This window comes from Mesorhizobium sp. B1-1-1 (assembly GCF_006442955.1).
In the GTDB taxonomy this organism is placed as follows: Bacteria; Pseudomonadota; Alphaproteobacteria; order Rhizobiales; family Rhizobiaceae; genus Mesorhizobium.
On the sequence record NZ_VFWW01000014.1, the window covers coordinates 76,448 to 101,853 of the forward strand.

29 protein-coding genes and 1 riboswitch are annotated in these 25,406 nt (G+C 64.6%); of the genes, 13 read left to right on the top strand and 16 right to left on the bottom strand.

What is annotated here, in order from left to right; translation table 11 throughout:
* Positions 1-2 precede the first annotated feature (2 nt).
* Complete coding sequence (locus FJ986_RS26260) at positions 3-374, top strand: glyoxalase superfamily protein (protein WP_140625569.1); 372 nt, start codon at positions 3-5, stop codon at positions 372-374.
* Here the strand turns inward: FJ986_RS26260 and FJ986_RS26265 are convergent.
* The gene (locus FJ986_RS26265) at positions 353-1,234 is read right to left on the bottom strand and encodes a LysR family transcriptional regulator (protein ID WP_140525428.1); all 882 of its coding nucleotides are present in this window, start codon (positions 1,232-1,234) and stop codon (positions 353-355) included. The two genes, FJ986_RS26260 and FJ986_RS26265, sit on opposite strands and share 22 nt — an antisense overlap.
* 222 nt (positions 1,235-1,456) lie before the next feature.
* Here FJ986_RS26265 and FJ986_RS26270 point away from each other — a divergent pair, with 222 nt between their 5' ends.
* Positions 1,457-2,398: a DMT family transporter gene (locus tag FJ986_RS26270; protein ID WP_181165387.1), complete on the top strand. Its 942-nt coding sequence runs from the start codon at positions 1,457-1,459 to the stop codon at positions 2,396-2,398.
* Here FJ986_RS26270 and FJ986_RS26275 read toward each other — a convergent pair whose 3' ends face one another.
* The 3 genes from FJ986_RS26275 to FJ986_RS26285 form a co-directional block, all read right to left on the bottom strand.
* Positions 2,399-2,770 carry a response regulator gene (locus FJ986_RS26275; RefSeq protein ID WP_181165388.1) on the bottom strand — a complete coding sequence of 124 codons (372 nt, stop codon included), beginning with the start codon at positions 2,768-2,770 and terminating at the stop codon, positions 2,399-2,401.
* 109 nt (positions 2,771-2,879) lie between these two features.
* Positions 2,880-3,422 carry a hypoxanthine phosphoribosyltransferase gene (gene hpt / locus FJ986_RS26280; RefSeq protein WP_140525426.1) on the bottom strand — a complete coding sequence of 181 codons (543 nt, stop codon included), beginning with the start codon at positions 3,420-3,422 and terminating at the stop codon, positions 2,880-2,882.
* 89 nt (positions 3,423-3,511) lie between these two features.
* Positions 3,512-4,153, bottom strand: a complete 642-nt coding sequence (locus tag FJ986_RS26285; RefSeq protein ID WP_140676348.1) for a hypothetical protein — start codon at positions 4,151-4,153, stop codon at positions 3,512-3,514.
* 301 nt (positions 4,154-4,454) lie between these two features.
* On the opposite strand from FJ986_RS26285, the gene ftsE reads away from it, so the two are divergent.
* The 3 genes from ftsE (at position 4,455) to FJ986_RS26300 (ending at position 6,906) form a co-directional block, all read left to right on the top strand.
* Entirely contained in the window at positions 4,455-5,114 is a 660-nt protein-coding gene (gene ftsE / locus FJ986_RS26290; RefSeq protein WP_027023302.1) for a cell division ATP-binding protein FtsE, read from the top strand.
* Positions 5,107-6,093, top strand: a complete 987-nt coding sequence (locus FJ986_RS26295; RefSeq protein WP_140658261.1) for an ABC transporter permease — start codon at positions 5,107-5,109, stop codon at positions 6,091-6,093. The genes ftsE and FJ986_RS26295 overlap by 8 nt, the downstream gene beginning before the upstream one ends.
* Positions 6,094-6,192: 99 nt before the next feature.
* Positions 6,193-6,906: a YdcF family protein gene (locus tag FJ986_RS26300; RefSeq protein ID WP_140676351.1), complete on the top strand. Its 714-nt coding sequence runs from the start codon at positions 6,193-6,195 to the stop codon at positions 6,904-6,906.
* A gap of 9 nt (positions 6,907-6,915) precedes the next feature.
* On the opposite strand, the gene FJ986_RS26305 is transcribed toward FJ986_RS26300, so the two are convergent.
* Both FJ986_RS26305 and FJ986_RS26310 read right to left on the bottom strand, forming a co-directional pair.
* Positions 6,916-7,548 carry a pyridoxamine 5'-phosphate oxidase family protein gene (locus tag FJ986_RS26305; protein WP_140513885.1) on the bottom strand — a complete coding sequence of 211 codons (633 nt, stop codon included), beginning with the start codon at positions 7,546-7,548 and terminating at the stop codon, positions 6,916-6,918.
* Between the two features lie 25 nt (positions 7,549-7,573).
* A complete protein-coding gene (locus tag FJ986_RS26310; RefSeq protein WP_140500786.1) occupies positions 7,574-8,044 on the bottom strand; it encodes a DUF1348 family protein in 471 nt (156 codons plus the stop codon).
* 112 nt (positions 8,045-8,156) lie between these two features.
* Between FJ986_RS26310 and FJ986_RS26315 the strand changes: the two genes are divergently transcribed.
* Together FJ986_RS26315 and FJ986_RS26320 are read left to right on the top strand one after the other, a co-directional pair.
* On the top strand, positions 8,157-9,059 hold the full coding sequence (locus FJ986_RS26315; protein WP_140525421.1) for a LysR family transcriptional regulator: 903 nt from the start codon (positions 8,157-8,159) through the stop codon (positions 9,057-9,059).
* A 122-nt stretch (positions 9,060-9,181) separates the two neighbouring features.
* Entirely contained in the window at positions 9,182-9,970 is a 789-nt protein-coding gene (locus tag FJ986_RS26320) for a 1-acyl-sn-glycerol-3-phosphate acyltransferase (RefSeq protein ID WP_140525420.1), read from the top strand.
* A gap of 40 nt (positions 9,971-10,010) precedes the next feature.
* Here FJ986_RS26320 and FJ986_RS26325 read toward each other — a convergent pair whose 3' ends face one another.
* The 3 genes from FJ986_RS26325 to FJ986_RS26335 form a co-directional block, all read right to left on the bottom strand.
* Positions 10,011-10,637 carry a LysE family translocator gene (locus FJ986_RS26325; protein WP_140676353.1) on the bottom strand — a complete coding sequence of 209 codons (627 nt, stop codon included), beginning with the start codon at positions 10,635-10,637 and terminating at the stop codon, positions 10,011-10,013.
* Between the two features lie 86 nt (positions 10,638-10,723).
* Positions 10,724-11,671 carry an aldo/keto reductase gene (locus FJ986_RS26330; protein ID WP_140676356.1) on the bottom strand — a complete coding sequence of 316 codons (948 nt, stop codon included), beginning with the start codon at positions 11,669-11,671 and terminating at the stop codon, positions 10,724-10,726.
* Between the two features lie 118 nt (positions 11,672-11,789).
* Complete coding sequence (locus tag FJ986_RS26335; protein ID WP_140500781.1) at positions 11,790-12,311, bottom strand: gamma-glutamylcyclotransferase; 522 nt, start codon at positions 12,309-12,311, stop codon at positions 11,790-11,792.
* Between the two features lie 138 nt (positions 12,312-12,449).
* On the opposite strand from FJ986_RS26335, the gene FJ986_RS26340 reads away from it, so the two are divergent.
* Together FJ986_RS26340 and FJ986_RS26345 are read left to right on the top strand one after the other, a co-directional pair.
* Positions 12,450-13,448, top strand: a complete 999-nt coding sequence (locus tag FJ986_RS26340) for a DUF2125 domain-containing protein (protein WP_140676359.1) — start codon at positions 12,450-12,452, stop codon at positions 13,446-13,448.
* Positions 13,449-13,457: 9 nt separating this feature from the next.
* Positions 13,458-14,387: a sugar kinase gene (locus FJ986_RS26345; RefSeq protein ID WP_140676362.1), complete on the top strand. Its 930-nt coding sequence runs from the start codon at positions 13,458-13,460 to the stop codon at positions 14,385-14,387.
* On the opposite strand, the gene FJ986_RS26350 is transcribed toward FJ986_RS26345, so the two are convergent.
* Together FJ986_RS26350 and hisC are read right to left on the bottom strand one after the other, a co-directional pair.
* Positions 14,384-15,319: a prephenate/arogenate dehydrogenase family protein gene (locus FJ986_RS26350; RefSeq protein WP_181167284.1), complete on the bottom strand. Its 936-nt coding sequence runs from the start codon at positions 15,317-15,319 to the stop codon at positions 14,384-14,386. The genes FJ986_RS26345 and FJ986_RS26350 overlap by 4 nt on opposite strands.
* A 6-nt stretch (positions 15,320-15,325) precedes the next feature.
* Positions 15,326-16,435 carry a histidinol-phosphate transaminase gene (gene hisC / locus FJ986_RS26355; protein ID WP_140676366.1) on the bottom strand — a complete coding sequence of 370 codons (1,110 nt, stop codon included), beginning with the start codon at positions 16,433-16,435 and terminating at the stop codon, positions 15,326-15,328.
* 136 nt (positions 16,436-16,571) lie between these two features.
* A riboswitch (SAM riboswitch) is annotated at positions 16,572-16,649 on the top strand.
* Between the two features lie 120 nt (positions 16,650-16,769).
* Here hisC and FJ986_RS26360 point away from each other — a divergent pair.
* A complete protein-coding gene (locus FJ986_RS26360; RefSeq protein WP_140513895.1) occupies positions 16,770-17,939 on the top strand; it encodes a homoserine O-acetyltransferase in 1,170 nt (389 codons plus the stop codon).
* A gap of 58 nt (positions 17,940-17,997) precedes the next feature.
* Positions 17,998-18,612 (top strand): methionine biosynthesis protein MetW, encoded by a 615-nt coding sequence (gene metW, locus FJ986_RS26365; RefSeq protein WP_140558100.1) that lies wholly within the window; start codon positions 17,998-18,000, stop codon positions 18,610-18,612.
* Positions 18,613-18,723: 111 nt separating this feature from the next.
* Here the strand turns inward: metW and FJ986_RS26370 are convergent, their stop codons facing one another.
* The 3 genes from FJ986_RS26370 to FJ986_RS26380 form a co-directional block, all read right to left on the bottom strand.
* Entirely contained in the window at positions 18,724-19,527 is an 804-nt protein-coding gene (locus FJ986_RS26370) for a DUF1194 domain-containing protein (protein WP_140558098.1), read from the bottom strand.
* A gap of 105 nt (positions 19,528-19,632) precedes the next feature.
* Positions 19,633-21,456 carry an ABC transporter ATP-binding protein/permease gene (locus FJ986_RS26375; RefSeq protein WP_140676369.1) on the bottom strand — a complete coding sequence of 608 codons (1,824 nt, stop codon included), beginning with the start codon at positions 21,454-21,456 and terminating at the stop codon, positions 19,633-19,635.
* A gap of 139 nt (positions 21,457-21,595) precedes the next feature.
* Positions 21,596-22,384, bottom strand: coding sequence for a methyltransferase domain-containing protein (locus tag FJ986_RS26380; protein WP_140525413.1), 789 nt, complete (start codon positions 22,382-22,384; stop codon positions 21,596-21,598).
* Between the two features lie 153 nt (positions 22,385-22,537).
* Between FJ986_RS26380 and gloB the strand changes: the two genes are divergently transcribed.
* Both gloB and FJ986_RS26390 read left to right on the top strand, forming a co-directional pair.
* Positions 22,538-23,305 carry a hydroxyacylglutathione hydrolase gene (gene gloB / locus FJ986_RS26385; RefSeq protein WP_140560165.1) on the top strand — a complete coding sequence of 256 codons (768 nt, stop codon included), beginning with the start codon at positions 22,538-22,540 and terminating at the stop codon, positions 23,303-23,305.
* Between the two features lie 23 nt (positions 23,306-23,328).
* Entirely contained in the window at positions 23,329-23,769 is a 441-nt protein-coding gene (locus FJ986_RS26390) for a cupin domain-containing protein (protein WP_140513900.1), read from the top strand.
* Between the two features lie 15 nt (positions 23,770-23,784).
* Here FJ986_RS26390 and FJ986_RS26395 read toward each other — a convergent pair whose 3' ends face one another.
* Both FJ986_RS26395 and FJ986_RS26400 read right to left on the bottom strand, forming a co-directional pair.
* The gene (locus FJ986_RS26395) at positions 23,785-24,459 is read right to left on the bottom strand and encodes a lysoplasmalogenase family protein (RefSeq protein ID WP_140676372.1); all 675 of its coding nucleotides are present in this window, start codon (positions 24,457-24,459) and stop codon (positions 23,785-23,787) included.
* Positions 24,456-25,385, bottom strand: a complete 930-nt coding sequence (locus FJ986_RS26400; RefSeq protein ID WP_140676375.1) for an EamA family transporter — start codon at positions 25,383-25,385, stop codon at positions 24,456-24,458. Before FJ986_RS26400 ends, FJ986_RS26395 begins: the two co-directional genes overlap by 4 nt.
* Positions 25,386-25,406 lie beyond the last annotated feature (21 nt).

The following is a 25,406-nucleotide window of genomic DNA, read 5'->3' on the forward strand; positions in this document are numbered from 1 at the left end:
TCATGCCCAAACTCGGCACAGTGACGCCCATCCTGCGCATCTTCGACATTGCCAAGGCCCACGAGTTTTACGTCGGCTTCCTCGGCTTCCAGGTGCTGTGGGAGCACCGCTTTGACGACAACGCGCCGCTTTACATGGCGGTCGGCCGTGACGGCTGCATCCTGCATCTGAGCGAACACCATGGCGACGGCGCGCCCGGCATCGCCATGCGCATCAAGGTCGAGGACATCGCCGCCCTGCATCGCGAACTGATCGGCAGAGCATACCGTTTCGCCAGGCCGGGCCTGGAAAAGACGCCGTGGAAGACCCGCGAGGTGTCGGTTGCCGATCCGTTCGGCAACCGGCTGCATTTCTACGAGGATGCGGCCGGCTGAGTCTGCCTGTTGACGAACGCCTCGCGGATCGCCTCTTGCATGCCGTCGATCGCCTCGCCCGACGCATTCGGGTTGCGATGCATCACCACATTCGAGGAATCGATGTCGCCGAAACCGTCGGCGGACGTCAACTCGCGGCAGCCGTCCGGAATGTTGCTGCGCGAAATCGGTGCGATCGCCAGTCCCGAGGTGACGGCAAGCTTCAGGCCGCCGGTCGTGTCGCTGGTGTAGGCGACACGATAGCCGAGCCCGCGCTGCTCGAGCGATTTGATGGCGAAATCCTTGCACCAGCCGGCCCGGTTATAGAGAGCGATCGGCACCGGACGCTCCTCATGCATGTTATGCAGGATCGATGTCACCCACACCGTCGGATCATGCATCAGCACTTCGCCGCCTGAAGGATCCTGCCATTCGAACACCACGCAAAGATCGAGTTCGCCGGCGGCAAGCGCCGCTATCTGCGCCCCCGAATGGGCATAGCGCACGGTGACCTCGACCTTGGTGTGCCGCTTCGAGAACGCGCCGAGCGCGCGCGACAGGATGGCATGGCCGTATTCTTCCGGAATGCCGATCCGCACCGGCCCGCCGAGCGGCGCCGCCGCCATCGACGCTGCCGTCTCGTCGAGCAGCGAGACGATGCGGCGGGCATTGACAATCAGCTCGCCGCCGCGCCGCGTCAGCGCCACGCCGCGCGACCCGCGCTCGAACAGGCTGTCGCCGATGACGCTTTCGAGCTTCTTCATCTGCATCGAAACCGCCGATTGGGTGCGGCCGGCCTGCTCGGCCGCCTTGGTGAAATTGCCTGCTTCGACAATGGCCACGAAGGTGCGCAGGAGATCGCTGTCGAGAGTGGGCCGCATCCCGTCCGCCATAAGGAATTTTGATTGCTGGTATCATTCCAATTCGTTTGCAACATGTCAAACACGGGATGATAGTTGGTTCACCCATTGGATATGTGGCTGAGGATTCGGCCACGGACCAATCAACAGTCCTCACTCATGCCCGCTGCCCGAAACGGTGGCGGGTTCTTTTTAGCTTGCTGCAAGCTTGCTTGCGTCCTGGTACGGGAGCTTGGGATCCTTATGCGCAATCGGATGGTGCTCGGCATGCTGAGCCTGTGCCTGGGCGTGTTGGTCTTCTCGTTGCAGGACCCGCTGGTCAAGGCGGTGTCGGGCGGCTACCCCGTGACCGAGGTGATGGCCATCCGCGCGGTCGTCGCCCTGCCGATCCTGATCGTGCTCGTCCATGCCGATGTCGGGCTGCGTGCGATCCTGTCGCGGCGGTTCGGCATGCTGACCATGCGCGCCTTCATTCAGTTCACCTCCTACACCATGTACTACCTCGCCATCGCCGCCTTGCCCCTGGCCGATGCCGTGGCGCTCTATTTCATGGCCCCGCTCTGCATCATGGTGCTGGCCGGGCCCTATCTTGGCGAACGGGTCTCCTGGCAGACGCTGGCGACCGTGTTGATCGGGCTGCTTGGCGTCGTCGTGATGCTGCGCCCGGGTGCGGGACTGTTCGACTGGGCGGCGCTGCTGTCGCTGGGCTCCGCGGTGCTCTACGGCTTCTCGCAACTGATGGCGCGTAAGATCGGCGACACCGAATCTTCGACTGTGATGGCTTTCTACCAGAACGGTGCCTATCTCGCCGGCGCCGCACTGGTCGCAAGCCTGTTCTGGCTTGCCGGCATCAATCATGCCGCCCATCCCAGCCTGGAATTCCTGGTGCGGCCCTGGCTCTGGCCGACGCTGCCGGATTTCCTCAAGATGGCCGCCTGCGGCTTCGTCGCCTCCGCCGGCATGATCTTGCTGTCGCAGGCCTACCGGATGGCGCCGGCAAACCGCGTCGCCACCTTCGAATACACCGGCATCCTGTGGTCGCCGCTGTGGGGTTTTCTGTTCTTCGCCGAAGTGCCGCGGTCGACGACCGTGATCGGCGCCGCCCTTATCATCGGCGCCGGCCTGCTTGCGCTCAACACCGGACGGCGCAAGCTCCCCGTACTCGTCGCTGCCGATCCCGCCTGATCAGGCGAAAATGCTCAGCGCCCGTTCGACGCGTGAACGGATTTCGGCCAGCGTGAACGGCTTCTGCACGACGTCGAGGATGATGCCGTTCAGTTCCTCGGCGCGCTCGCGCTGATCGGCATAGCCGGTCATCAGCAGGATCTTCATCGACGGGAAAAATGCCGAAGCTGCAATCGCCATCTCGATGCCGTCCATCTCGGGCATGCGGATGTCGGAGACGACGAGATCATAGGCGCCCTTCGCGGCGCGTATCAGCGCCAGTCCTTGCGCGCCGTCGGCGGCGATGTCGATTGCGTGTCCGGCGCGTTCGAGCGCCCGGGCTGCGAGGGTGCGGACGGACTCATCGTCCTCAACGATCAGAAGCTTTGCCATGGCCGGCATGTTTGGCGAGCAAACGTTGACTTTTTCTGAAGGGCCCGGCGCTCCGGCATGGGTTATTTTCTTGAAGCCGTTAAGGCCTTTTTCAGTATTTGCCGCTGCCTCACGCATCGCCTTTGACGACGCCGACGAACGGCAGTTCGCGAAAGGCGTGCGCGACATCCATGCCGTAGCCGACGACGAAATAGTCGGGGCAGTCGAATCCGATATAATCGGCATTGAGGGTGGTCTGGCGGCGCATGCGCTTGTCGAGCAGCACCGCGATGGCGCAGCTTCTGGCGCCGCGTGACAGCATCAGGTCGCGGGTGAAGCTCAGCGTCTTGCCCGACTCCAGAATGTCGTCGATCAGAAGCACGTCGCGGCCGGCGACCTCGTTGTCGATGTCGCGCAGCACCCTCACCTCGCCGCTTGTGGTGCCAGCGCCGTAGCTGGAGATGAAGATGAACTCGACCTCCGGCGACAGGCCGACATCATGCATGGCGCGGATAAGGTCTGCGGCGAAGATGAACGAGCCCTTCAGCACCGAGATCACCAGAAGATCGTGATAGTCGTGCCCGGCGATCTCCTTGGCGAGTTCGAGATTGCGCCGGGCGATGGCCGACGCCGAAAACAGGACCTCGATGTCCTTGCCGCGCACAACTGGCATTCTTCGTCCCTTCAAGATTTTCAAAGGCCTTCGCGCACCGGAAGCGCTGACATCAGCCGTTTGCGGGCCGGCCTCACCTGTCGCACATGCTATTCCGCGAAGGTGACCGACACCGTCCTTACGCCGTTTCTAGGCACGTCAAGCCGGCTGGCAAAGCCGAATCTTTCACTTGGCGCCAATGAGCGGCTGGATGTCCCCAAAGTATAGCGCGTTGTGCGCCCGTCATTGCCGGTGACGCGGATCTCGAGCGGCGGCAGCGTCGCCGGACTTGCACCGTCATTGGCGGCCTCGCCGTCGACGAACAGCACGGGGTTCGCCCCAGACGCGTCCACGCGGGACGTCACCCCTGAAATGCTCAACGCCGAGCCCGGTCCGCCCGCGGCGGGCGGCGCCTGGCGCACCAGTGCATGCCCGCCGGAGATCCAGAAGGCGGCAAAGGCGGCGCCGACACCGGCGATCCAGAAGATCGGACCGCCGCGCGGCGCCGGCGGCCGCACCGGCGGCGGCTCGGGCTTGCGTAGCATGTCCATGCCTTCGAGGGATGGCATGGACATCACGCGCCGCGGTGAAAGGGCTTCGGCATGGGGCATGGCCCGCGGCACCACCACATAGTCGGCATCGACGATATCCGCCGCGCCAGCGCGCAGGATACGCTCCGGCGCGGCATTTGCCGGCGGGTCGGTCATGATTTCGCCGGAAACCGGGCGCGCGGTTCGATCCTCAGCCATCATGGCCCCAGCATTGCAGCACGTTCGCTTTTCGTTTCTTTTGCGTAAAGGCAAATGGTTAACGCTTCCCCACCGGAGCCCTTGTGACGAGCCGAAACAACCCGCTAATTAACCGCCGGTTAACCATGCCGGCCGATGGTCTTTTCCCAGAACAGGCCGGCTTGCCGCCGACGGATTCCGATTTCAGGTCAAATCGACCTGAAATCTGAATCCGCCTCCGAATTAGAGTGATAGAGCATGATGTCGCCCGAAAATCGCCTCACACTTTTCGGCATCACGCTCTAGGAATTTCAGGTCGCCGAAAGTGATTCGCTTCGAAAATGTCGGCCTCCGCTATGGCATGGGTCCGGAAATCCTCCGCGACATCTCCCTGCACATACCGGAGCGCTCGTTCCAGTTCCTGAGCGGGCCTTCGGGCGCCGGCAAGACGACGTTGCTGCGCCTTCTGTTCATGTCGCTGAAGCCGACGCGTGGGCTGATCACCATCTTCGGCAAGGACCGCTCGCGCATCTCGCGCGCCGAACTGCCGCATCTCAGGCGCCGCATCGGCGTGGTGTTCCAGGATTTCCGCCTGCTCGACCACATGACCACGTATGAGAATGTCGCGTTGCCCTTGCGCGTGCGCGGGCGCGAGGAAGCGAGCTACCGCACCGACGTCACCGAGCTGTTGAAATGGGTCGGGCTCGGCGAACGCATGCATGTGCTGCCGCCAGTCCTGTCGGGCGGCGAGAAGCAGCGAGCCGCGATCGCCCGCGCCCTGATCGAGCAGCCGGAGATCCTGCTGGCCGACGAGCCGACCGGCAATGTCGATCCGCCGCTGGCGCGACGCCTGCTCAGGCTCTTCATCGAACTCAACCGCCTGGGCACCGCCGTGGTGATCGCGACCCACGATCTCGGCCTGATGGAGCAGGTCGATGCGCGCCGCATGATCCTGGCCGGCGGGAGGCTTGATATCTATGACTGAGCTTTCCGCCGAACACCTCGACGCACAGGCCGACGAAGCGGCCGCGCCAAGGCCGCGCGTCCAGCGCAAGATGGCGCCCATCGTGCCGGCGCAGAACATCGCCGGCCGCGCCCTGGTGCTGGTCATCGCCATCATGACCTTCCTGTCCTGCCTGACCTTCGGCGCGGTTACCCTGGTGCGCGACACCGCCTCGGTCTGGGAAAACCAGATCTCGCGAGAGGCGACGATCCAGATCAAGCCGGTCGACGGCCTCGACATGGAGGCAGCCCTTGCCCAGGCCTCGCAGATCGCCGGCGAATTCCCCGGCGTGAAGGCGACCAGGATCATCGACCGCGACGCCACCGCCAGATTGCTGGAGCCGTGGCTGGGTTCGGGCCTCAACATCGACGAACTGCCGGTGCCGCGGCTGATCATCGTCACCATCGACGAGAGCAACCCGCCCGATTTCGCCGCCATGCGCGCCGCGATCACGCCGAAGCTGCCGAGCGCATCGCTTGACGATCACCGCACCTGGGTGGACCGGCTGGTGGCCATGGCCCGCACCACGGTGACCATCGGTATCGCGGTGCTGGCGCTGATGCTCTCGGCGACGGTGCTGACCGTGGTGTTCGCCACGCGCGGCGCCATGGCCGGCAACGGCCACATCATCGAGGTGCTGCATTTCGTCGGCGCCGAAGCGCGTTTCATCGCCCGCGAGTTCCGCCGCCATTTCCTGATCACCGGCATGAAGGGCGCGGCCGCCGGCGGAGCCGCCGCGGTCGCCGTCTTCATCGTCTTTTCCTGGTGGTCCTCGCGCAACATGGCGACCCCGCAGGCCGACCAGGCGACTGCGCTATTCGGCAACTTCGCCATCGGCTCGGCCGGCTATCTCGGTGTCGTGCTGATGGTGCTGATTATCGGCGGGCTGACGGCTGCAACCTCGCACGCCACCGTCGTCGCCTATCTCAGCGACATCGACGTCCGCCAGCCTGAAGCATGACAACGTCGAATGACCAGGATCGATCACGCATGAAGAACCGCCGTAACGCAAATTGCGATTTTTACCTACCAAAGGCCGCATTTCGGGATTAACCATGCCATGATGGAGGTGCGGGACTCGACCAGTACCGTTGGACCGATGCCGGCGTTGGCGGCGCTTCCGCATGGACGCGGCCGGGTTTCGGCCGTGCTGCGCGTTTCTTCTTTCGCCTTGCTTGCCCTGGTCGCCCTGTTTGCCGGCGGCTTCGGCTGGTTCGCCAACACCGTCAGCCATCTGACCACCCCTGCCAACCCGGCCAAGGCCGACGCGATCATCGTGTTGACCGGCGGCCAATCGCGCCTCGATGCGGCGATGGAACTGCTGGCGTCCGGCAAGGGCGCGCGGCTTTTGATCAGCGGTGTGCATCCCTCCGCCAGCCGGCGTCAGCTTCAGGCCGCGACCGGCGGTGACATCAGGCTGTTTTCCTGCTGCGTCGACATCGATCGCGCCGCGCTCGACACGATCGGCAATGCCGAGGAAAGCGCCAAATGGGTCGAGAGCCATGCCTATGGCACGGTGATCCTCGTCACCAACAATTACCACATGCCGCGCAGCCTGCTGGAAATGGGCCGGCTGCTGCACAAGGCCAAGCTCGAACCCTATCCGGTGGTCAACAGCAATCTCGACAATGGCGGCTGGCTGACCAAGCCGCGGGCGCTGCGCGTGCTGTTCACCGAATACAATAAATATCTGCTGGCATTGGCGCGCGGCATCGTTCCGGTGAAGCCGACGCCGGACGGCATCGCGTTGGCCGAGATCGCCGCCGGCAGCTGAACCTGCTCGTCATTTGGTGACGACGGATCCCGGCGCCTGCCGCAGGCGAGCGACTTCCTGTTCGAGCCGTTCGATCCGCCTGTCCCGTTCGGCCAGCGCCGCCGCCACGTCGGCGGCCTCGAAACGCTGAGGAATGTGCTGCGGACAATTGGCATCCCAAGTCGCCACGGTGAACAGGATGACCTGTTCGGGCCGTGCCGCATAATCCCGCGGCATCAGCCTCGCCATCAGCTCGGCGTCGCCTTCCACCACACGCGCCGTGCCCCAGATCTTGACACGCCGGCGATGGGCATAGTCGATGAGGAACAGGAAGGCCTGCGGATTGTCGGCGAGATTGCCCTGGGTGATGAACTGTCTGTTGCCGGCGAAATCGGCGAAGCCGACCGTCTTTTCATCGAGCACCTTGAGGAAGCCGGCCGGCCCGCCGCGATGCTGGATATAGGGCTGGCCAACACCGTTGGCCGTCGACAGGAAGACGCTGGTCTGCATCTCGATGAAGGCCGCAAGGTCCGATGTAATCACCGACTGCCAGCCACCGCGCTCCTCGACCCGGGAATAGGCCTGGCGAGAGCCCTTGCGGGCCTGGATCGCCTTGACGGTCGGCGTGAAAGCGACGTCGCTGGTAAAAGCATGCGCGTCCATCGATAGCCTTTCTTACCCGGAGAGGTTAAAGCCCGAGTTCAGACAGCGACGGATGGTCGTCCGGCCGTCGGCCGAGCGGCCAGTGATATTTACGGTCGGCAGCGCCGATCGGCAGGTCGTTGATGCTGGCGATGCGCAGCCGCATCAGCCCATGTTCGTCGAATTCCCAGTTCTCGTTGCCATAGCTGCGGAACCACGAGCCGCTGTCGTCATGCCACTCATAGGCGAAACGCACCGCGATACGGTTGCCATGGAAAGCCCAGACCTCCTTGATCAGCCGGTAGTCGAGTTCCCGGCTCCATTTGCGCGTCAGGAAAGCCTGGATGGCATCGCGGCCTTGCAGGAACTCGGCGCGATTGCGCCAGCGGCTGTCTACCGTATAGGCAAGCGCGACACGGGCTGGATCGCGCGAGTTCCAGGCATCCTCGGCCATGCGCGCCTTCTGCGCGGCGGTTTCCGCGGTGAATGGCGGCAGCGGCGGGCGCTCTTGCGACATGACAATTCCTTCTTGACCCGGGTCGTCTGCGTCACGGCCAATATGGAGGCTTCCATCAGACAGATGTAGATGCCATATTTGTAATCTATCCTTCCAATTTCCGGAAGAATCGATGGACCGGCTCGAAGCCATGTCGCTCTTTGTCGCCGCGGCGGAGGCCGGCAGCCTGTCTGCAGCCGCGCGCCGTTTTCGCATTCCGCTGGCGACGGTCAGCCGCAAGGTTTCCGACCTGGAACGACATCTCAAGACCCGCCTTCTGAACCGCTCGACACGCCGGCTGACGCTGACCGATGCGGGCCAGGCGTATCTTGCCGCCTGCCGCCGCATCCTGGGCGAGGTCGGCGAGGCCGAGCGCATGGCGGCCGGCGAATACAGCGCCCCGACGGGCGAACTGGCCATCACCGCGCCGGTCGTCTTCGGCCGCCTGCATGTGCTGCCGGTCGTGACCGGCTTCCTCGCCGCCTATCCCGACGTAGACATCCGCCTGACGCTGGCCGACCGCATAACCCAGTTGGTTGAGGACCATTTCGACCTCGCCATCCGCATCGGCCGGCTTCCCGACTCCAGTTTTGTCGCCATGCGGATCGGTACGATCCGCCGTGTCGTTTGCGCGAGCCCCGGCTATCTGGCCGAACGCGGCGCCCCGACGGCGCTTGCGGACCTCGAGTCCCACAGCTGCATTACCTTCGAAGGGCCGGGCGCGCTCTCGACATGGAGCTTCACCGTCGGGAAGGCCGAGATGCCGATTCGGGTCCGCTCGCGGCTTCAGGTCAACACCGCCGAAGCTGCGATCGATGCCGCGCTCGCCGGCGTCGGGCTGACGAGGGTGCTGTCCTACCAGGTCGACGCGGCGGTGCGGTCAGGCGCGCTGCGCGTGCTGCTGCGGGAGTTCGAACCGGAACCCTGGCCGGTAAGCCTGGTGCACGCAGGCCACGGCTTGCTGCCGGTCAAGCTGCGCGCATTTCTTGACTTCGCCGCCCCGCGCCTGAAAGAAAGGCTGGCGCGGCTGATGTAGCGGGGCTGGGCCGTGGGCGAAGCCGAAATGTCTTTCGGCGCCGTTCGGGGGCATCTTCGGCCATTTCCTTTTTGCGCCCGCTTGGTGTAACCAACGCACACCTCCTTACCGGGCCTCCCCCAATGCTCCAAGTCCGATCGCTGGCGTTCAACTTCGTCTTCTACATCAATCTGATCGTCCAGATGATCCTCTGGACTCCCTATTATTTCCTGTCGCCGCGCCATCGCGCCTGGTTCGTGCCGAAGTTCTGGTCGCGCACCTCGATGTGGCTCTACGACAAGATCGCCGGGACCAAGAGCGACATCACCGGGGTGGAAAATCTGCCCGAAGGTTCCTTCATCCTGGCGCCCAAGCACCAGTCCTTCTGGGACGCGATCGCCTTCTTCCCCTATCTCCAGGATCCACTCTACATTCTGAAGCGCGAGCTGACCTGGATTCCGTTCTTCGGCTGGTACATCCTGAAAATGCGCATGATCCCGGTCGACCGCGGCAGCCGCTCCAAGGCGCTGAAGGCGGTGGTTGCGGCGACCAAGGAAGAAATCGCGCGCAACCCGCGGCAGCTCATCATCTATCCCGAAGGCACCCGCCGCGCGCCCGGCGACGAACCCGCCTACAAATACGGCATCGTCGAAATCTATGCGCAGCTCGGCATTCCCGTGGTGCCGGTCGCCCATGTTGCCGGCCTCTATTGGCCGCGCCGCAAGTTCCTGCGCTATCCCGGCACCATCAAGGCGCGCTTCCTGCCGCCGATCCCGCCGGGCCTGGACAAGGAGGAATTCATGCGGCGGCTGATCGGCGAAACCGAAACCGCCTGCGACCAGTTCCTCATCGACGCGTCCCGTGCACCCAATCCGCCCGCCTTGCCGCCGACGGCGGTCAAGCGGCTGCGGGAACTCGGCGCCAAAGCCTGAAGTGCGGCCTTCGGCGCGCCGATGGCGGCTCGCGCAACGTTCAAGCGAACACAGCCAGTGCGGTCGTCAGCACCAGCGTCGCGGCAAAGACCAGATTGATGATGCGCGAAGCCACCGGCCTGCGAAGAAAGCGCGCGAAAGCAGCGCCCGCAAGCAGCCACACGGCATGGATGGCGACGATCATGCATGCGAGAGCGGTCAGCTTCGGCCCGGTGCCGATGGCGCCGGCGCCCGAATCCGCGGACGCGCCGGCGAACACCGCGGCGATGGCCACATAAGCCTTCGGGTTGGCCACCGCCAGCAGGAACCCGCCGGTGAATGTCGGTCGCGCGGCCTCGCCGGCATCCGCCGCCAGGGGCGGCGCGCTGGCAATCTTGAACGCGAGATAGAGGATATAGGCAGCCGACGCCGCGACAAGCAGCGGCGCGAGCCGCGGCATCGCGGCAAGCATGGCGCTCACCCCGCTTGCCACGACCAGAAGCACGGTGATCGTGCCCAGGATGACCCCCAAGGCGTAGCTCAGGGAACGGCGCAGGCCGAACGCCGCGCCGACGGCGGTGACGCTTATCGTCGCCGGTCCCGGGCTGCCCATGACGGCCGTAGCGGCAAGCATCAGCGCAACGAGCTGACGCCACATATCCGGCTGCGAAAAAAGCGGGCCTGCCATCCGCGCCTCCTGTCTTGCCAAGCGTCAATGACGGTATGGCAAGGTCGGGGCGACCGTCTTGGACGATCGTGCGCGCTGCTGACGGCTCAGCCGCTCGCCTTGTCGAGCTCGGCCATGTCGTCGGCGCTCAGCTCCAGCGACACCGCCTTGATCAGGCTGTCCATCTGTTCAGGCTTGGTGGCGCTGGCGATAGGCGCGGTGACGCCCGGCCGGGCAATGACCCAGGCAAGCGCCACTTCCGCCTGTTTGGCCGAATGCCTGGCGGACACCGCGTTGAGTGCCGCGAGGATGCGCATACCGCGCGCATTGAGGTAATCTTTCACGCCGCCGCCGCGCGGGCTTTGACCGAGATCGGCCTCGCTGCGGTATTTGCCGCTCAAGAAACCCTTGGCCAGGCTGAAATAGGTGATCACGCCGATGTCCTCCGCCATGCAGAGATCGCGCAGCGGGCCATCGAACGACGAGCGGTCGTAGAGATTGTATTCCGGCTGCAGCACTTCATAGCGCGGCAGGCTGCGCAGGCTTGCCACGTCGAGCGCGGCGCGCAACTGGCCGGCGTCGAGATTCGAGCAGCCGGCATAACGGATCTTGCCCTTGGCGAGGAGCTTTTCATAGGCGCCGAGGGTTTCCTCATAGGGCGTGGTTGGATCCGGCCAGTGCGACAGATAAAGATCGATGAACTCGGTCTGAAGCCGCTTCAGCGATGCATCGACGGCCTTTTCGATGTAAGCGGCGGACAGGTCCTTGTGGCCCTGCCCCATGTCTGAGCCCACTTTGGTGATCACCACGACCTTATCGCGGTTGCCGCGGTCCTTCATCCATTTGCCGATGATGGTTTCCGATTCACCGCCCTCGTGGCCGGGCACCCAGCGCGAATAGGCGTCCGCTGTGTCGACCGCGTTCAGGCCGGCGCCGACGAAGCGGTTGAGCAGGTCGAACGACGTCTTCTCGTCGGCGGTCCAGCCGAAGACATTGCCGCCCAGAACCAGCGGCGCGATGGAAAGGTCGGTGCGACCGAGACGGCGTTTCTGCAAGGCTGATCTCCGTGTTGGTGGGATTGGGCGGCTATCGCCCGTTGAGAGTCGGAGCCTAACCTAGGTCTCGCCGCATCGAGGTCAAAGACCTCGCCGGATTTTTCCGCAAGCCAGCGCTTCACAAAGGCGCGATCCGCCTGGCCACGTCTTCCAACCAGTGATCGCGGATGCCGAGCGCCCGGAGATGGTCCAGCGTGCTCGACACATAGTCCTCATTGTTGCCCGATTGGCCGACAGCGCCGCGCACCACATCAGCGGCGTGGGCCGCATCGAGCGCACCGGCATACTGCTCATGATTGCGGTCGACGATATAGGCCACGGCCTCGACCGTGCCGCCGCCGTCAAGGCGGACATTGAGCATGCGCTCGAGATAGACATTGGTGACCAGCTCGCGCTCACGCAGATAGGCGATGACCTCGTCCCGCAACTCGCCCGGCACCCGGAAAGCCAGCCCGACGCAGGAACCCCCGCGGTCAAGGCCGAGCACCAGCCCCGGACGTTCCCGCGTGCCGCGATGCACGAAGGAATAGACGCACAGCGCGCGACGATAGCCATGCAGGCGCGCCCGCCTTGTCTCGACATGCGCGAACCCCGGCCGCCATATCAACGAACCATAGCCAAACACCCAAAAATCGCCCATATCGCCGTGCCTGATTGCGTAAGAATGGCAACACCACACCGGAATCGGTGTTTTTTTCCGTCCATCTCTGTCTACCTATTGTCGTTGCCAGAATCGACAGCCCGCCCACAGCCCCCATGCGTGAACGAGAACCGCAGCATGACGTCCACTGACGAACGCCAGCCGAAGCATCGCCGCCGCCTGTTCTGGCTTGCAGCGTTTGTCATCGCGCTGTTCGCCATCTACAGCGGCGGCTGGTTCTATCTCGCCGACAGGGTCCGGAGCGAAGCCGACAAGGCGGTCGCCACGCTCAACAAGAGTGGCATCGAGGCCGGCTGCGCCAATCTCCAGGTCAGCGGTTATCCCCTGAGCTTCGCCGTCTCCTGCGACAATCTTGCTTATCAGGACGACGCCAAGAACCTTGCCGCCTCTGCCGGCTCCTTCAACGCCGTCGCCCAGATCATCCAGCCGCTGTCGCCGGTCGCGGACCTGCGCGGTCCGCTCAGGACCTCGGTTCCGGGCATGGTGCCGCTGTGGATCGACTGGGATGATCTTAAGGCCAACGTCAAGCTCTCATGGCCGCTGCCGCGACGCATTTCGCTCACGGCCGAGGGCCTGTCCGGCCAGACCGATCCGGCCGACGACACCGATCCGGTGCAACTGTTCAGCGCCGGCAAGGCGGCGGGCCAGCTGCAGCCGAACGGCAGGGATATCGACTATATCGGCAGCTTCGGCGATCTGGAGATCGACCCCGATGCGATCGGGGGCCGCGTCCTGCCGCCGCTCGACGCCAGTGGCGAGGCGACGCTGAAGAACGGCCTGGCCCTGATCGGCACGCAACTGAAAAGCCTGCGCGGCCAGGCCGTCGAGATCCGCAGGCTCGATTTGTCGTCGGGCACGGCGCACGTCGCCGTTTCCGGGCCGCTGTCGGTCGACGCCGAGGGCCTGGTCGATGCCGACCTGATGATCAGACTAAAAGACCCGAAAGCCGTGGCCGCCATTCTCGGGGCCGCCGTACCCGAACAGAAGAACCAGATCGAACAAGGCTTTGCCGCCCTGGCACTGCTCGGCAACGAACCGTCGATGCCGCTCAAGGTGGTCAAGGGCAAGGCCTCGCTCGGCTTTATCCCGCTGGGCAAGATCAAGCCGGTCGACTAAGCATCCCCAATGGACAGACCGGCAAAACTCCTGAGCGTCGGCGCGCTGACGCTCGACACCATTCTCCGCGTCGAAGCGCTTCCCGTCCATCAGGGCAAGTTCATGGCCGCCGATGGCGTCCAGATCGCTTCCGGCATGGCCACGAGTGCCGCCTGCGCCGCACGCCGGCTGGGCGCCGAAGTGTGGCTTTGGGCGAGCGCCGGCGATGATCAGGTCGGCGACCAGCTGATATCGGGCATCGAGGCGGAGGGCGTTGATTGCAGCCTCGTCCGTCGCGTCGCCGGAGCGTCCTCGGCGCTGGCCGCGATCCTCGTCGATGGCCATGGCGAGCGCATCATCGTGCCTTTCTACGATCAGCGCGCCCAGGCCGATCCCGACGGCTTGCCGGTCGCCGATCTCACCGCTTTCGATGCCGTGTTGGTCGATGTGCGCTGGCCGGGTGCGGCAGCGCTGGCCCTCAGCGCTGCGCGCGCTGCCCGCCGCCCCGGGATCCTCGATGCCGACACCGCGCCATTGGCAGTGCTGGAGCGGCTGTTGCCGCTCGCCTCGCACATCGTCGCCTCCGAACCGGCGGCGCGCATCGTCTGCGGCCAGGCGCTGGACCCGCAGACCGCATGCGCCGACCTTGCCTCGTGCACCGACGCTTTCGTCGCGGTAACCGCCGGCGGGGCTGGAACCTGGTGGCATGACAGGCAGGCCGGTTGCGTACGCCACGTCGCTGCGCCAAAGGTCAAGGTGGTGGATACGCTGGCAGCCGGCGACGTCTTTCATGGCGCATTCGCAGCCGGATTGGCGCAAGCCATGCCGATCGAGCAGGCGCTACGCTTTGCCAGCGCGGCCGCAGCGCTCAAATGCCAGCGCTTCGGCGGCAGGCTGGGCGCGCCCGATCGTGCCGAGACACTGGCGATGATGGCGGCGACCTGGCCTGAAGGAGCCTAGTTCTTCGCTGGATGCTCGACCGCCTGGCGGCCGAAATCCGGCACGTCGATGTCCTGGCCGGCCTCGATGATCGAGCGTCGCACGGCGCGGGTGCGGGTGAACAGGTCGAACAGCTTGTCGCCGTCGCCCCAGCGGATCGCCCGCTGCAGAAAAGCCAGATCCTCCGAGAACCGCGCCAGCATTTCCAGGATCGCGTCCTTGTTGTGCAGGCACACGTCCCGCCACATGGTCGGATCGGAGGCGGCGAGGCGCGTAAAGTCGCGGAAACCGGAAGCGGAATATTTGATGACTTCCGTCTTGGTCACCGATTCCAGATCATCGGCGGTGCCGACGATGTTGTAGGCGATGATGTGCGGCAAATGCGAGACGATGGCCAGTGTCATGTCGTGATGCTGCGGATCCATCGTGTCGATGTTGGCGCCACAACGGCGCCAGAATTCGGAAAGCCTTTCCAGCGCGTCCGGATCCGTGTCCGGCAGCGGGGTGAAAATGCACCAGCGGTTGTCGAACAGATCGGCGAAACCGGCATCGGGCCCAGATTTCTCCGTGCCGGCCAGCGGATGGCCGGGAATGAAATGCACCCCACCGGGTATATGCGGCTGCATCTGTGCGATCACGGAAGCCTTGGTCGAGCCGACATCGGTGACGATGGCGCCCCTCTTCAGCGCCGGCGCGATCTCTTGCGCCACCGCGCCGGACGAGCCGACCGGCACCGAGACGATAACCAGGTCGGCATCGCGGACCGCTTCCTTGGCATCTATGGCGTAGGAGGAGCCCAGCCCAAGCTCTTGCGCCCGCGCCAGCGTTGCGGCGCTGCGCGTCGAGATGGCGACATGGCCGGCCAGGCCCTCGCGGCGGATGACGCGGGCCAGCGACGAGCCGATCAGGCCGATGCCGACCAGCGCGATCTTTTCGAACATCGGTGATGCCATGGCGTTCTAGCTTTTCAGGAATGTCGTGAGTGCCGCGACAACGCCGCGATTGGCCTCTTCGGTGCCGACCGTCATACGCAGTGCGTTGGGAAAGCCATAGCCCGAAACACGCCGCAGTATGTAGCCGCGCTGGGTGAGATAATCGTCCGCCGCCGCGGCCGAATGCTTGCCGTCGTCGGGAAAATGAATGAGGAGGAAATTGCCGACGCTCGGCGTCACCCGCAACCCGAGCCCGGTCATCTGTTCGCTCAGCCAGGCCAGCCAGGTCTCGTTATGCGCGACGCTGCGCTCGATATGGGTGCGGTCGCGGACGGCGGCGATGCCGGCCTCGATCGCCGTCGCATTGACGTTGAAGGGACCGCGTATGCGGTTGATCGCGTCGACGATGTGCATCGGCCCATACATCCATCCGATCCGCGCCCCGCCAAGTCCGATCTTGGAGAAGGTGCGGGTCATGACCACGTTCTGAGAGCTGCCCGCGAGCTCGATGCCGGCCTCATAGTCGTTGCGCCTGACATATTCGGCATAGGCGGCATCGAGCACCAGAAGCACGTTCTTCGGCAGGCCGGCATGCAGGCGGCGCACCTCCTGGAACGGCACGTAAGTGCCGGTTGGATTGTTGGGATTGGCGAGGAACACGATCTTCGTACGTGGCGTGACGGCCGCCAGGATCGCATCGATGTCGGCGCGCTCCTCGGTCTCCTTGACCGCGACAGGCGTCGCCCCCGCCGACTGGATGTAGATTTTGTAGACCATGAAGGCGTGTTCGGTGAATATGGCCTCGTCGCCGGGGGCGAGATAAGTCTGCGCCATGAGGCCGAGGATCTCGTCGGAGCCGTTGGAACAGATGATGTTCTGTGCGTTCAGACCATGCACCTCGGCGATTGCTTCGCGCAGGCGCCGGGCGGTGCCGTCGGGATAGACGTCGAGCTTGGCGGCGACCTCGCGCGCGGCCTCGATTGCCTTCGGCGAGGGGCCGAGCGGGTTCTCGTTCGACGACAGCTTGTGGACCTTGTCCACCCCGGCGGGGGCCGAGCTCTTGCCCGGCACATAGGCCTGGATGTCCATGATGCCCGCGCGCGGGGTTGGACGTGTCTTGTCCGAGGTCTGGCTCATATCGCAAAATCCGTCGAGAACGCCTCCATCCTGGAAGCCGCTGCGGAAATACAAGCCATGGCCGGCAATGTCGAGAGGTGGCAGTGGTGCCAGCAGGCGGCATTGACGGCGAGGCAGGTGAGTTCTAGAAGGGCAGCGACAGTTCCGTGGTGATTTGGCCGGTCGGCTTGCAGCCACGTTAAACAATTCGCTAAAGGGCCGTTTGCGCGACGTAACCGGCTTTGCGAAGGCATTGCCGGTTTTTTATTGTCCGCGGCCGGCCGGACGAACGCATCGGCGGCGCGGACATCGGTAGCAATTTCCGCAAAGGCGAGGGTGCAGCAAGAGAGACGAGATGGCCGCTCAGCGCGCTGGCAGAACCAACAACGAGGCAGACCAACCGTCGAGCCCGGTCGTGCGCTTCGGCGCCGACAAGCCGCTCAAGCTCGACGCCGGCACGCTGCTGTCGCCGTTCCAGATCGCCTACCAGACCTACGGCACGCTGAATGACGCCCGTTCCAACGCCATTCTCGTCTGCCACGCATTGACCGGCGACCAGCATGTGGCCAGCACCAATCCAGTGACCGGCAAGCCGGGTTGGTGGGAAGTGCTGATCGGCCCCGGCAAGATCATCGACACCAACCGCTTCTTCGTCATCTGCTCAAACGTCATCGGCGGCTGCCTCGGTTCCACCGGCCCGGCATCCACCAATCCCGCTACTGGCAAGCCCTATGGGCTCGACCTTCCGGTCATCACCATCCGCGACATGGTGCGTGCCCAGCAGATGCTGATCGACCATTTCGGCATCGAAAAACTGTTTTGCGTGCTCGGCGGGTCGATGGGCGGCATGCAGGTGCTGCAATGGGCGTCGAGCTATCCGGAGCGTGTTTTCTCGGCGCTGCCGATCGCCACCGGCGCGCGTCATTCCTCGCAGAACATCGCTTTCCACGAGGTTGGCCGGCAGGCCGTGATGGCCGACCCCGAATGGCATGGCGGCAAGTATTTCGACCACGGCAAACGCCCGGAAAAGGGGCTCGCCGTGGCGCGCATGGCGGCCCACATCACCTACCTGTCGGAAGCCGCCCTGCACCGGAAGTTCGGCCGCAACCTGCAGGACCGCGAAGCGCTGACCTTCGGCTTCGACGCCGATTTCCAGATCGAGAGCTATCTGCGTCACCAGGGCATGACTTTCGTCGACCGCTTCGACGCCAATTCCTATCTCTATATGACGCGGTCCATGGACTATTTCGACCTCGCCGCCGACCACGGCGGCAGGCTGGCCGATGCTTTTGCCGGCACCAAGACCCGCTTCTGCCTGGTGTCGTTCACCTCGGATTGGCTGTTCCCGACCGAGGAGAGCCGCTCGATCGTCCATGCGCTGAATGCCGCCGGCGCGTCGGTGTCCTTCGTCGAGATCGAGACCGATCGCGGGCACGACGCCTTCCTGCTCGACGAGCCGGAACTGTTCGCCGCCATCAATGGCTTCATCGGCTCGGCCGCGCGAGCGAGAGGGCTCGGTGCATGACCCCGCAAAATTGCAGACCTGTCCATCAAGGGTCACGCACCACGACAAGGGGCAAGCCATGAGCGTCAACCGCGCCCAGCGCGTCGATCTCGAGGTGATCGCCGGTCTGATCCCGCCGCAATCGCGGGTGCTGGACGTCGGCTCCGGCGACGGCTCGCTGCTCGAGCTTTTGCAGGAAACCAAGCAGATCGACGGCCGCGGACTGGAGCTGTCGCAGCGCGGTGTCAACGAATGCGTGGCGCGCGGCCTTTCCGTCGTTCAGGGCGACGCCGACAAGGATCTCGAATTCTATCCCGACAAGGGTTTTGATTTCGTCGTCCTGTCGCAGACCTTGCAGGCGACCCGCAACCCGAAGCTCGTTCTCGACGAACTGCTCAGGATCGGCGAACACGCCATCGTTTCCTTCCCCAATTTCGGCCACTGGCGGGTGCGCCTGTCGCTGTTCGTCAGGGGCCGCATGCCGGTGACCAAGGACCTGCCCTATTCCTGGTACGACACGCCGAACATCCACTTCTGCACCATCCGCGACTTCGTCAATCTGTGCGAGGAGCTTGGCGCGACCGTGGAAAGGGCGACCGCGCTCGACGCCAACGGCCAGAAGATCGGCCTGTCGATGCCATGGTGGTTCTGGAACTTCTTCGGCCAGCAAGCGGTGTTCTTGTTGAAGCGATAGGGGCCATCCCGGAGGTGGCTATGACACCCCCTTTTCGGGCGAAGTCGAGCTGCAGGCTGATCTCTGCGACGAAGGTCATCAGCAGGTTGGGACGCATAGCCCGGCGAAGGCTCAGCGATCGAGCTCCGGGAAATACGGATCCGACAAGAACCGTCTGTCGCGTTCGCCTTGCAGGCAGTCGATCGGAGCCTCGGCTTCGGCGGGAATGATCCTGGTCTCGTTCTGAACGCCGCTCACTTCGAGGATCAACTTGCGCCGGATCGCCGTCGAGAATTCGGCGGCTGTATAAATCGGCAGCACGAAGGAGCCCGGCCCGCCGGTGACGCACTGGGCGTAATACCGGTCGAGATGGCTGAAGGTGGGCGATGGATTGATCAGGATCGGCAGGCCGTTGATGACGATGCCTCTGGCGTTTGCCGCATCCCGCGTGGCGGTGACGGGCAGCCCGATATTGTTTGGTCCGTCACCGGAAATATCGATGACGCTGCGTTCGCTTTCGTAAGCGGTGCGGTCGAAGAGCCCCGCGCCGAAGGCGAGCGCGCCGGAGATCGACGTGCCGCGGAAGCTGCGGAACGGACGGGCCGCTATCTTGTCGGCAAAGGCGTTGGCGCTCTCGGCGCCGTCGATGACCTGCCAGCCGATGAGCGCGTCGTCGCGCACGGTGCCGGCCCATTCGAAATAGGTGAGCGCGATGCGACCGGCGTTCCCGGCGCGGACCGCCTTGACGAAGTCGGGATGACGCAGCGCCTCCACATAGCCGGCGCGCTGCAGGGCGAACTCCTTCTCGTCCATCGACAATGAGATATCGACCGCCAGCACCAATTCGACGTCAACGGCCAGGCTGTCCGGCGCAGGCGCAGTCACGGCGGCCTCGGTGCAGGCCAGGCAGGCAAGCAGGCTGAGAGCATCAAGCATGGCCGGCTCAAGCTATGTTTCCGGTGCGATCTTCCCTCGCGATCACGGCGAAATAAAGCTGCCGCGTGGCGTGGCGCGGGCTGGTCCGAATAGATGCCGGAAGCGCTATGCCTTGCGGCGAGGAGCGGCCGGCGGCGGCTCGATCGCGCCTGCCCTTATACGCGCGGGCTTCAGGGCCGGCACGCCGGACGCCTTCACGATGGTCAGTGCGCGCGGGAAGAATTGATTGTTGTGCTGGCCGCGGCCTATATTGAGGATCGTCGCCCCGGCCAGCCGCTTCTCCAGCATCGACAACACCCGCCGCAGTGTCGGTCCGTCGAAGGCATCGAGAGCCTCATCGATGATCACCCATTTCGGCTGCCGCAGCACGAGGCGGGCAAAGGCCAGCAGGCGCAGTTCGTCGTCGGCCAGTTCATGCTCCCAGCGCGCGCTGCGGCCGAGCGACGACGACAGGTGTTCCAGGCCGATCTCGGCCAGCACGGCTGAGATATCGGCATCGCTTGCCGGCGCAACCCCGTCCACGCGGTCGAGCACTTCGCGCAGCGTGGCGGTTGGGAAGTAAGGCGTGCGCGGCACGAAGATGGGCGTCTCTCCCGCCGGCATGCCGATGCGCCCGCTCCCCCACGGCCACAGGCCGGCAATGGCGCGAAAGAACAGCGTCTTGCCCGCGCCAGGCTCGCCGGTGAGCATGACGCGTTCGCCGGCGTGGATCTCGACATGCTGGTCGGCGAGCCTCGTGCAGCCCTCCGGCGAGGCCACTTCGAGTTTCTCGAAGGTCAGCTTGCCGTTTGCATTCTCGCCGAATTCGATGCGCCTTTCCTGGCCGTGCAGCACATCGGTCTCATCCAGCGCAATGCGGAAATCGGCGACGCGCATCAGCGTCGCGCGCCAATCGGCGATGCTGCCGATATTGTTGATGAACCAACGCAATGAAGAATGGACCTGATTGAAGGCGCCGACCGCCATCATCAGTCCGCCGAAGCTGATATCGCCCGCGAAATAGACCGGCGAAGCGACCAGGATGGGAGCCACCACGGTGATCCAGCCATAGGTGTCCGTCACCCAGGCGAGATTGATCTGGGCGTTATAGATGCGTCGCATGGCGCCGAGCACGGTGCCCAGGTCGGTTTCCAGCCGCCGCCTGGCATCGGGCTCGCTTCGGGCGAGCGCGATGGCATCGATGTTCTCGTTGACGCGCACCATCGAGGAACGCAGCTCCGCCTCGCGTGTGTAGCGGTCGCTGTTGAGGTGGATCAGTGGCCGTCCGACCAGCCAGCTCAGCCAGGAAGCCGTTCCGGCATAGAGGATGGCCGCCCACACCATGTAGCCCGGTATGGCGAGCGATGTCCCGCCGACATGGAAGACGAAGCCCGAGGACAGCTCCCACAACACGCCGACGAAGGAGGCGAGCAGGATTAGGGATTGCAGCAGGCCAACGCCAAGATCCGTCGACAGGTCGGAAAGATGGCTCGCGTCCTGCTGCATGCGCTGGTCGGGATTGACCCCGATGGCGCCTGCATGCGCCAGGCGAAAAGCGCGCGCCGGCCGCATCCATCCATCGATCAGATCGAGCGTCAGCGCCTCGCGCAGCTTCAGCCGGATCGTCTGATTGAGCCAGGTCTGGCCGACATTGAGCACAAGAAGCCCACCGGCAATCGCGGCAAAAACGGCGAGCTGGTGCAGGAAGGCCTGCATGTCGCGGCGTGCAAGCGCATCGTAGAAAGGCTGGTTCCAGCGGTTGAGCAGAACCTGGCCGATCGAGGTCGCGACAATGACGGCAACCATTCCGATGGAGGCCCAGCGTAGCCCTTTGCGGACCGGCGACCCGGCAAGCGCCAGCTTGATGGTTGCCACCTGATCACGCAGGCTCGAAGCTTCGACCGCAGCGATAGGCCGGGCAGAGGCATCATTGTCCGGATAATCGGCCATGAGCTGAAGTCCTTGCGTTCAAAAGCGGTGCTGAAAACCGGATGAAGTGTAGTGACGCCACTGGTCACTCAGCCAGGCTGCGAGCCCGTCAGCGACAGATAGGTCGCGAAATGCCGTCCGGCGCAAGTTTCTGGCATGATCACGAAGGTGTCATTCGCGGACCCGGCGATGTCGTGCCCCCGGTCTCTATTCGCCGGCCGAGCCGCGTTGCTGCATGCGGCGAAAGCACCGGCACGAAAACCCGTCGGGAAGCGCGCTGGGCGGCCGGCACGCCCTGATAGAGCCGCTTCTGCGCCTCGACCACGATGACGCCGGAAAAGATCGGCCACAGCCGCCGGCCGGCGCGCTCCACCATATTGTGGAAGCGCATCATGAAACGCCGCCGCGATGGCGGAAAGAACAGGGCGTCGGACCAGGCGGCGGGCGTGAAATTCGCCTCGCGCAGCAACTCGGTGAGCTGACCGCGCGAGAACGGCCTGCCATTGCCAAACGGCGTGTGCTCGAACCGCGCCCAGACGCCGCGCCGGTTGGGCACGACGATGACCACCCGGCCGGCCGGCGACAGCACGCGCCAGATCTCGTTCAGCGTTTCGCGCGGGTTTTCGACATGCTCGAGCGAATGCACCAGCAGCATGCGGTCGATGCAGGAATCGACCAGCGGAAGCTCCTCGTCGAAGACCAGCGCCGTCGCGGTCGGCCCCGCCGCTGGCCAGACCACGGCGCCCTGCGTCGCCGGCATGAAGGCGAAGACCCGCTCGGCGTCGCTGCCGAACCGTTCCAGCCAAGGCAAGGTGTAGCCCAGCCCGACAAGCCGCTCATTGGGCACCGTGGCCCATATCGATGACAAGGCCATGGTGATCGAATGCTCGGCAAAGCGACCGAGCGCTGTCGAATAGAAGGAGCGGAGATCGACGATGTCGGAATGCATGTCAGGGATGTAGCCGCGATATCGGCGGGTTTCAACAAAAGGCCGCGACGTCCCAAGATCCCGGATGTCGAATGACATCCTGACATTAGTCATCTCCGGGATGACATCCGCGCGTCGGCGTCCTATGTCTGCGGCGAAAGATGGAGAGATGCGATGGCGGTCGAAATCGAACAGTTCATGTGCCGCAGCGACAATTTCGGCGTGCTGGTGCATGACCCCAAAAGCGGTCAGACCGCGCTTATCGATGCGCCGGAAGAAGCGGCGATCCTGGCTGCGGTCAAGCGCACCGGCTGGACGCCGACGATGATCCTGACCACGCATCACCATGCCGACCATGTCGAGGCCAATCTGGCGCTGAAGCAGCGCTTCAAGCTGCGCATCGTGGGTCCCGAAGCCGAAAAGGCCAAGATTCCCGGCATTGACGACACTGTCGAGGACGGTTCGATCCTGCATCTCGGCGAGGAGCGCATTGAAGTGATCGCCACCCCCGGCCACACCGCCGGCCACGTCTCCTATCACCTGCCGGCATCGAAAGTGGCGTTCACCGCCGACACGCTGTTCGCGCTCGGCTGCGGGCGGCTGTTCGAATGCAAGCCGCCGGTGATGTATGGATCCCTGAAGAAGCTCGCGGCACTGCCTGCCGCGACCGTGATCTATTGCGGGCACGAATACACGCTCGCCAACGCCCGTTTCGCGCTGAGCGTCGACCGGACCAATTCGGCATTGAAGGAACGCGCGGCAAAAATTGAAGCGCTGCGCGCCGATAACAAGCCGACGCTGCCGACCACGATCGGCGAGGAATTGTCGACCAACCCTTTCCTGCGCTGGCATGATCCGGCAATCCGCAGGCATCTCGGCATGGAGAAGGCGTCGGACGTCGAGGTTTTTGCCGAGATTCGCAAGCGCAAGGATAATTTTTAGGCCAAGCGACACTGGTCGAAACCATGACGAGTTCCGCAGAAATCATCGCCATCCTTGGCATGAAGCCGCATCCGGAAGGCGGCTGGTACACGGAAACCTTTCGCGACGGTGGCGGCGGAGCTCGAGGCCACTCGACGGCGATCTATTTTCTGCTGGAGCAGGGCCAGGTTTCCGCCTGGCATCGCGTCAGGGATGCAGCCGAGGCCTGGCACTTCTACGCCGGCGCGCCGCTGGCGCTGTCGATATGGGAAGAAGGCGGCCCAAAGGCTAACCGGGTGATCGAGCAGGTGCTCGGCATCGAGCTTGCGGCCGGCGAGCGGCCGCAAATCGTCGTGCCGGCGGGCTGGTGGCAATCGGCGCGCAGCCTGGGCGAGTGGACCCTGGTCGGCTGCACCGTGGCGCCGGGCTTCGACTTTGCGGCGTTTGAACTGGCGGAGCCTGGTTGGCGGCCTAAACAGCTCTGACGCAGCCGGAAACCCTTAGCGCAGCAGGAAACCAAGCGTGATCACGAGCTGCGCGGCGTAGTAAAGCACCCAGACCGCCAAACGCATCCAGGCGCGATGTGGCGAAATGGCGGCCGCCAGGAAGCGTTCCGTGGCCAGCAGCGCGTCGGACGCGATGAACAGCACGGCACCGCCGATAACAGCGGCACTGCTCGTCGTCAGCGCCGAAATGCCCATGGCGAGGATGGCCGCGACATAGCCCGCGATCGGCGCTCGCAGGGCCGGGCCGACGCGGCGCCACAGCGCCGCCAGCATGAGAATAACGAATACCGCCATCGCAAGTGCGATTGCCGCGCGCCAAGGTTCGGCCCCCAGCACTCCCATCCCCCCGCCGCTGCGCAGGAACAGCACGACGTAGACGATATGCGCGGCGAGAAAGCTGCCCAGCCCGCCCAGAAACATCTTTTCGCCATCCCGCGACAGGAAGGCGTCGCCGATGGCGCTCAGCGCAAGAGCGGCGACCAGTAGCAGCGGCCCGCCCTGCATCGCCGCCAGCACGGCAAGCATGGCCACGGCGAGCGTTTTTGCCGCCGAACGGGCGAGCGTCGGCGCCATGCCTGATGTGAAGGCGTAGACAACCGCCGCCACCAGCGAAAAGATCAGCGTCGCATTGGCGTTGGCGTCGATGCCGCCTGGAAACGGCATCGTCACGCCCGGGCTCCGCCTTCGGATGCACCGGCTCCGTTTTCGGATGCCCCGGCTCCGCTTTCGGTGGGTTTGCGCAGGAGCAGCGACTTTGCCGCAAGTGCGGCCCCCCCGGTGATGAGCACGCAGGCCGCGACAATGCGCAGCGACGGCTCGGCGACGCCGGCCGCGATCAACACCAGCGTCGACAGGAGCGGCGCGGCATAGCTTGCCGCGCCCAGCACCTGGATATTGCCGCGCTTGACGCCGACATCCCAGGCATAGAAGGCTGCCCCCACTGGCATCAGGCCGAGCCCGAGCACGGCAAGCCATTGCCCGGCACTCGCGGGCAGCACCGTCTCTTCCAGCGCCAGATGGCAGGCAAGCGACAACAGCGCGGTCGCCGCGCAGAACCAAGTGACGATGCTGGTCGGCACTGACGGGAAACGCCGCGACAGGAGCGAATAGGACGACCACAGCACGGCGCAGACGGCAGCCATGGCGTAGCCGAAGGCATAGCGCGCGTCGAAGGCGAGGCCGCCGCCCTTGGTGACGATGAGCACGGTGCCGGCAAGGCCAAGCAGCGCGCCCACGATATGGTTCCAGGCCAGCCGCTCGCCCGGCATCAGCGCCGAGCCGAGCACGATCAGCAGCGGCCACAGATAGGCGATCAGACTGGCCTCCACCGCCGGCGCGTTGCGCAGCGCGGTGAAGTAGAAAAAGTGGTAGCCGAAAAGGCCGGCAATGCCGATCACCCAGACCTGGCGAGGTATCCTCTGGCTTTTATCCGCGGCCGGCATGAAAAGGCGCGCGAAAAGCCCGACCCCGGTGCCGATCGAGAAGGTGATCGCCGACAAGAGGAACGGCGGCACCTTGCCGGATGCGTCCGTAAGCAACGCCAGCAGTGCCCACATGGCGACGGCCGAAAAGCCGATCAGTGTCGCGCGCCCCATTCTGTCTCCAGCGGCGCGCGT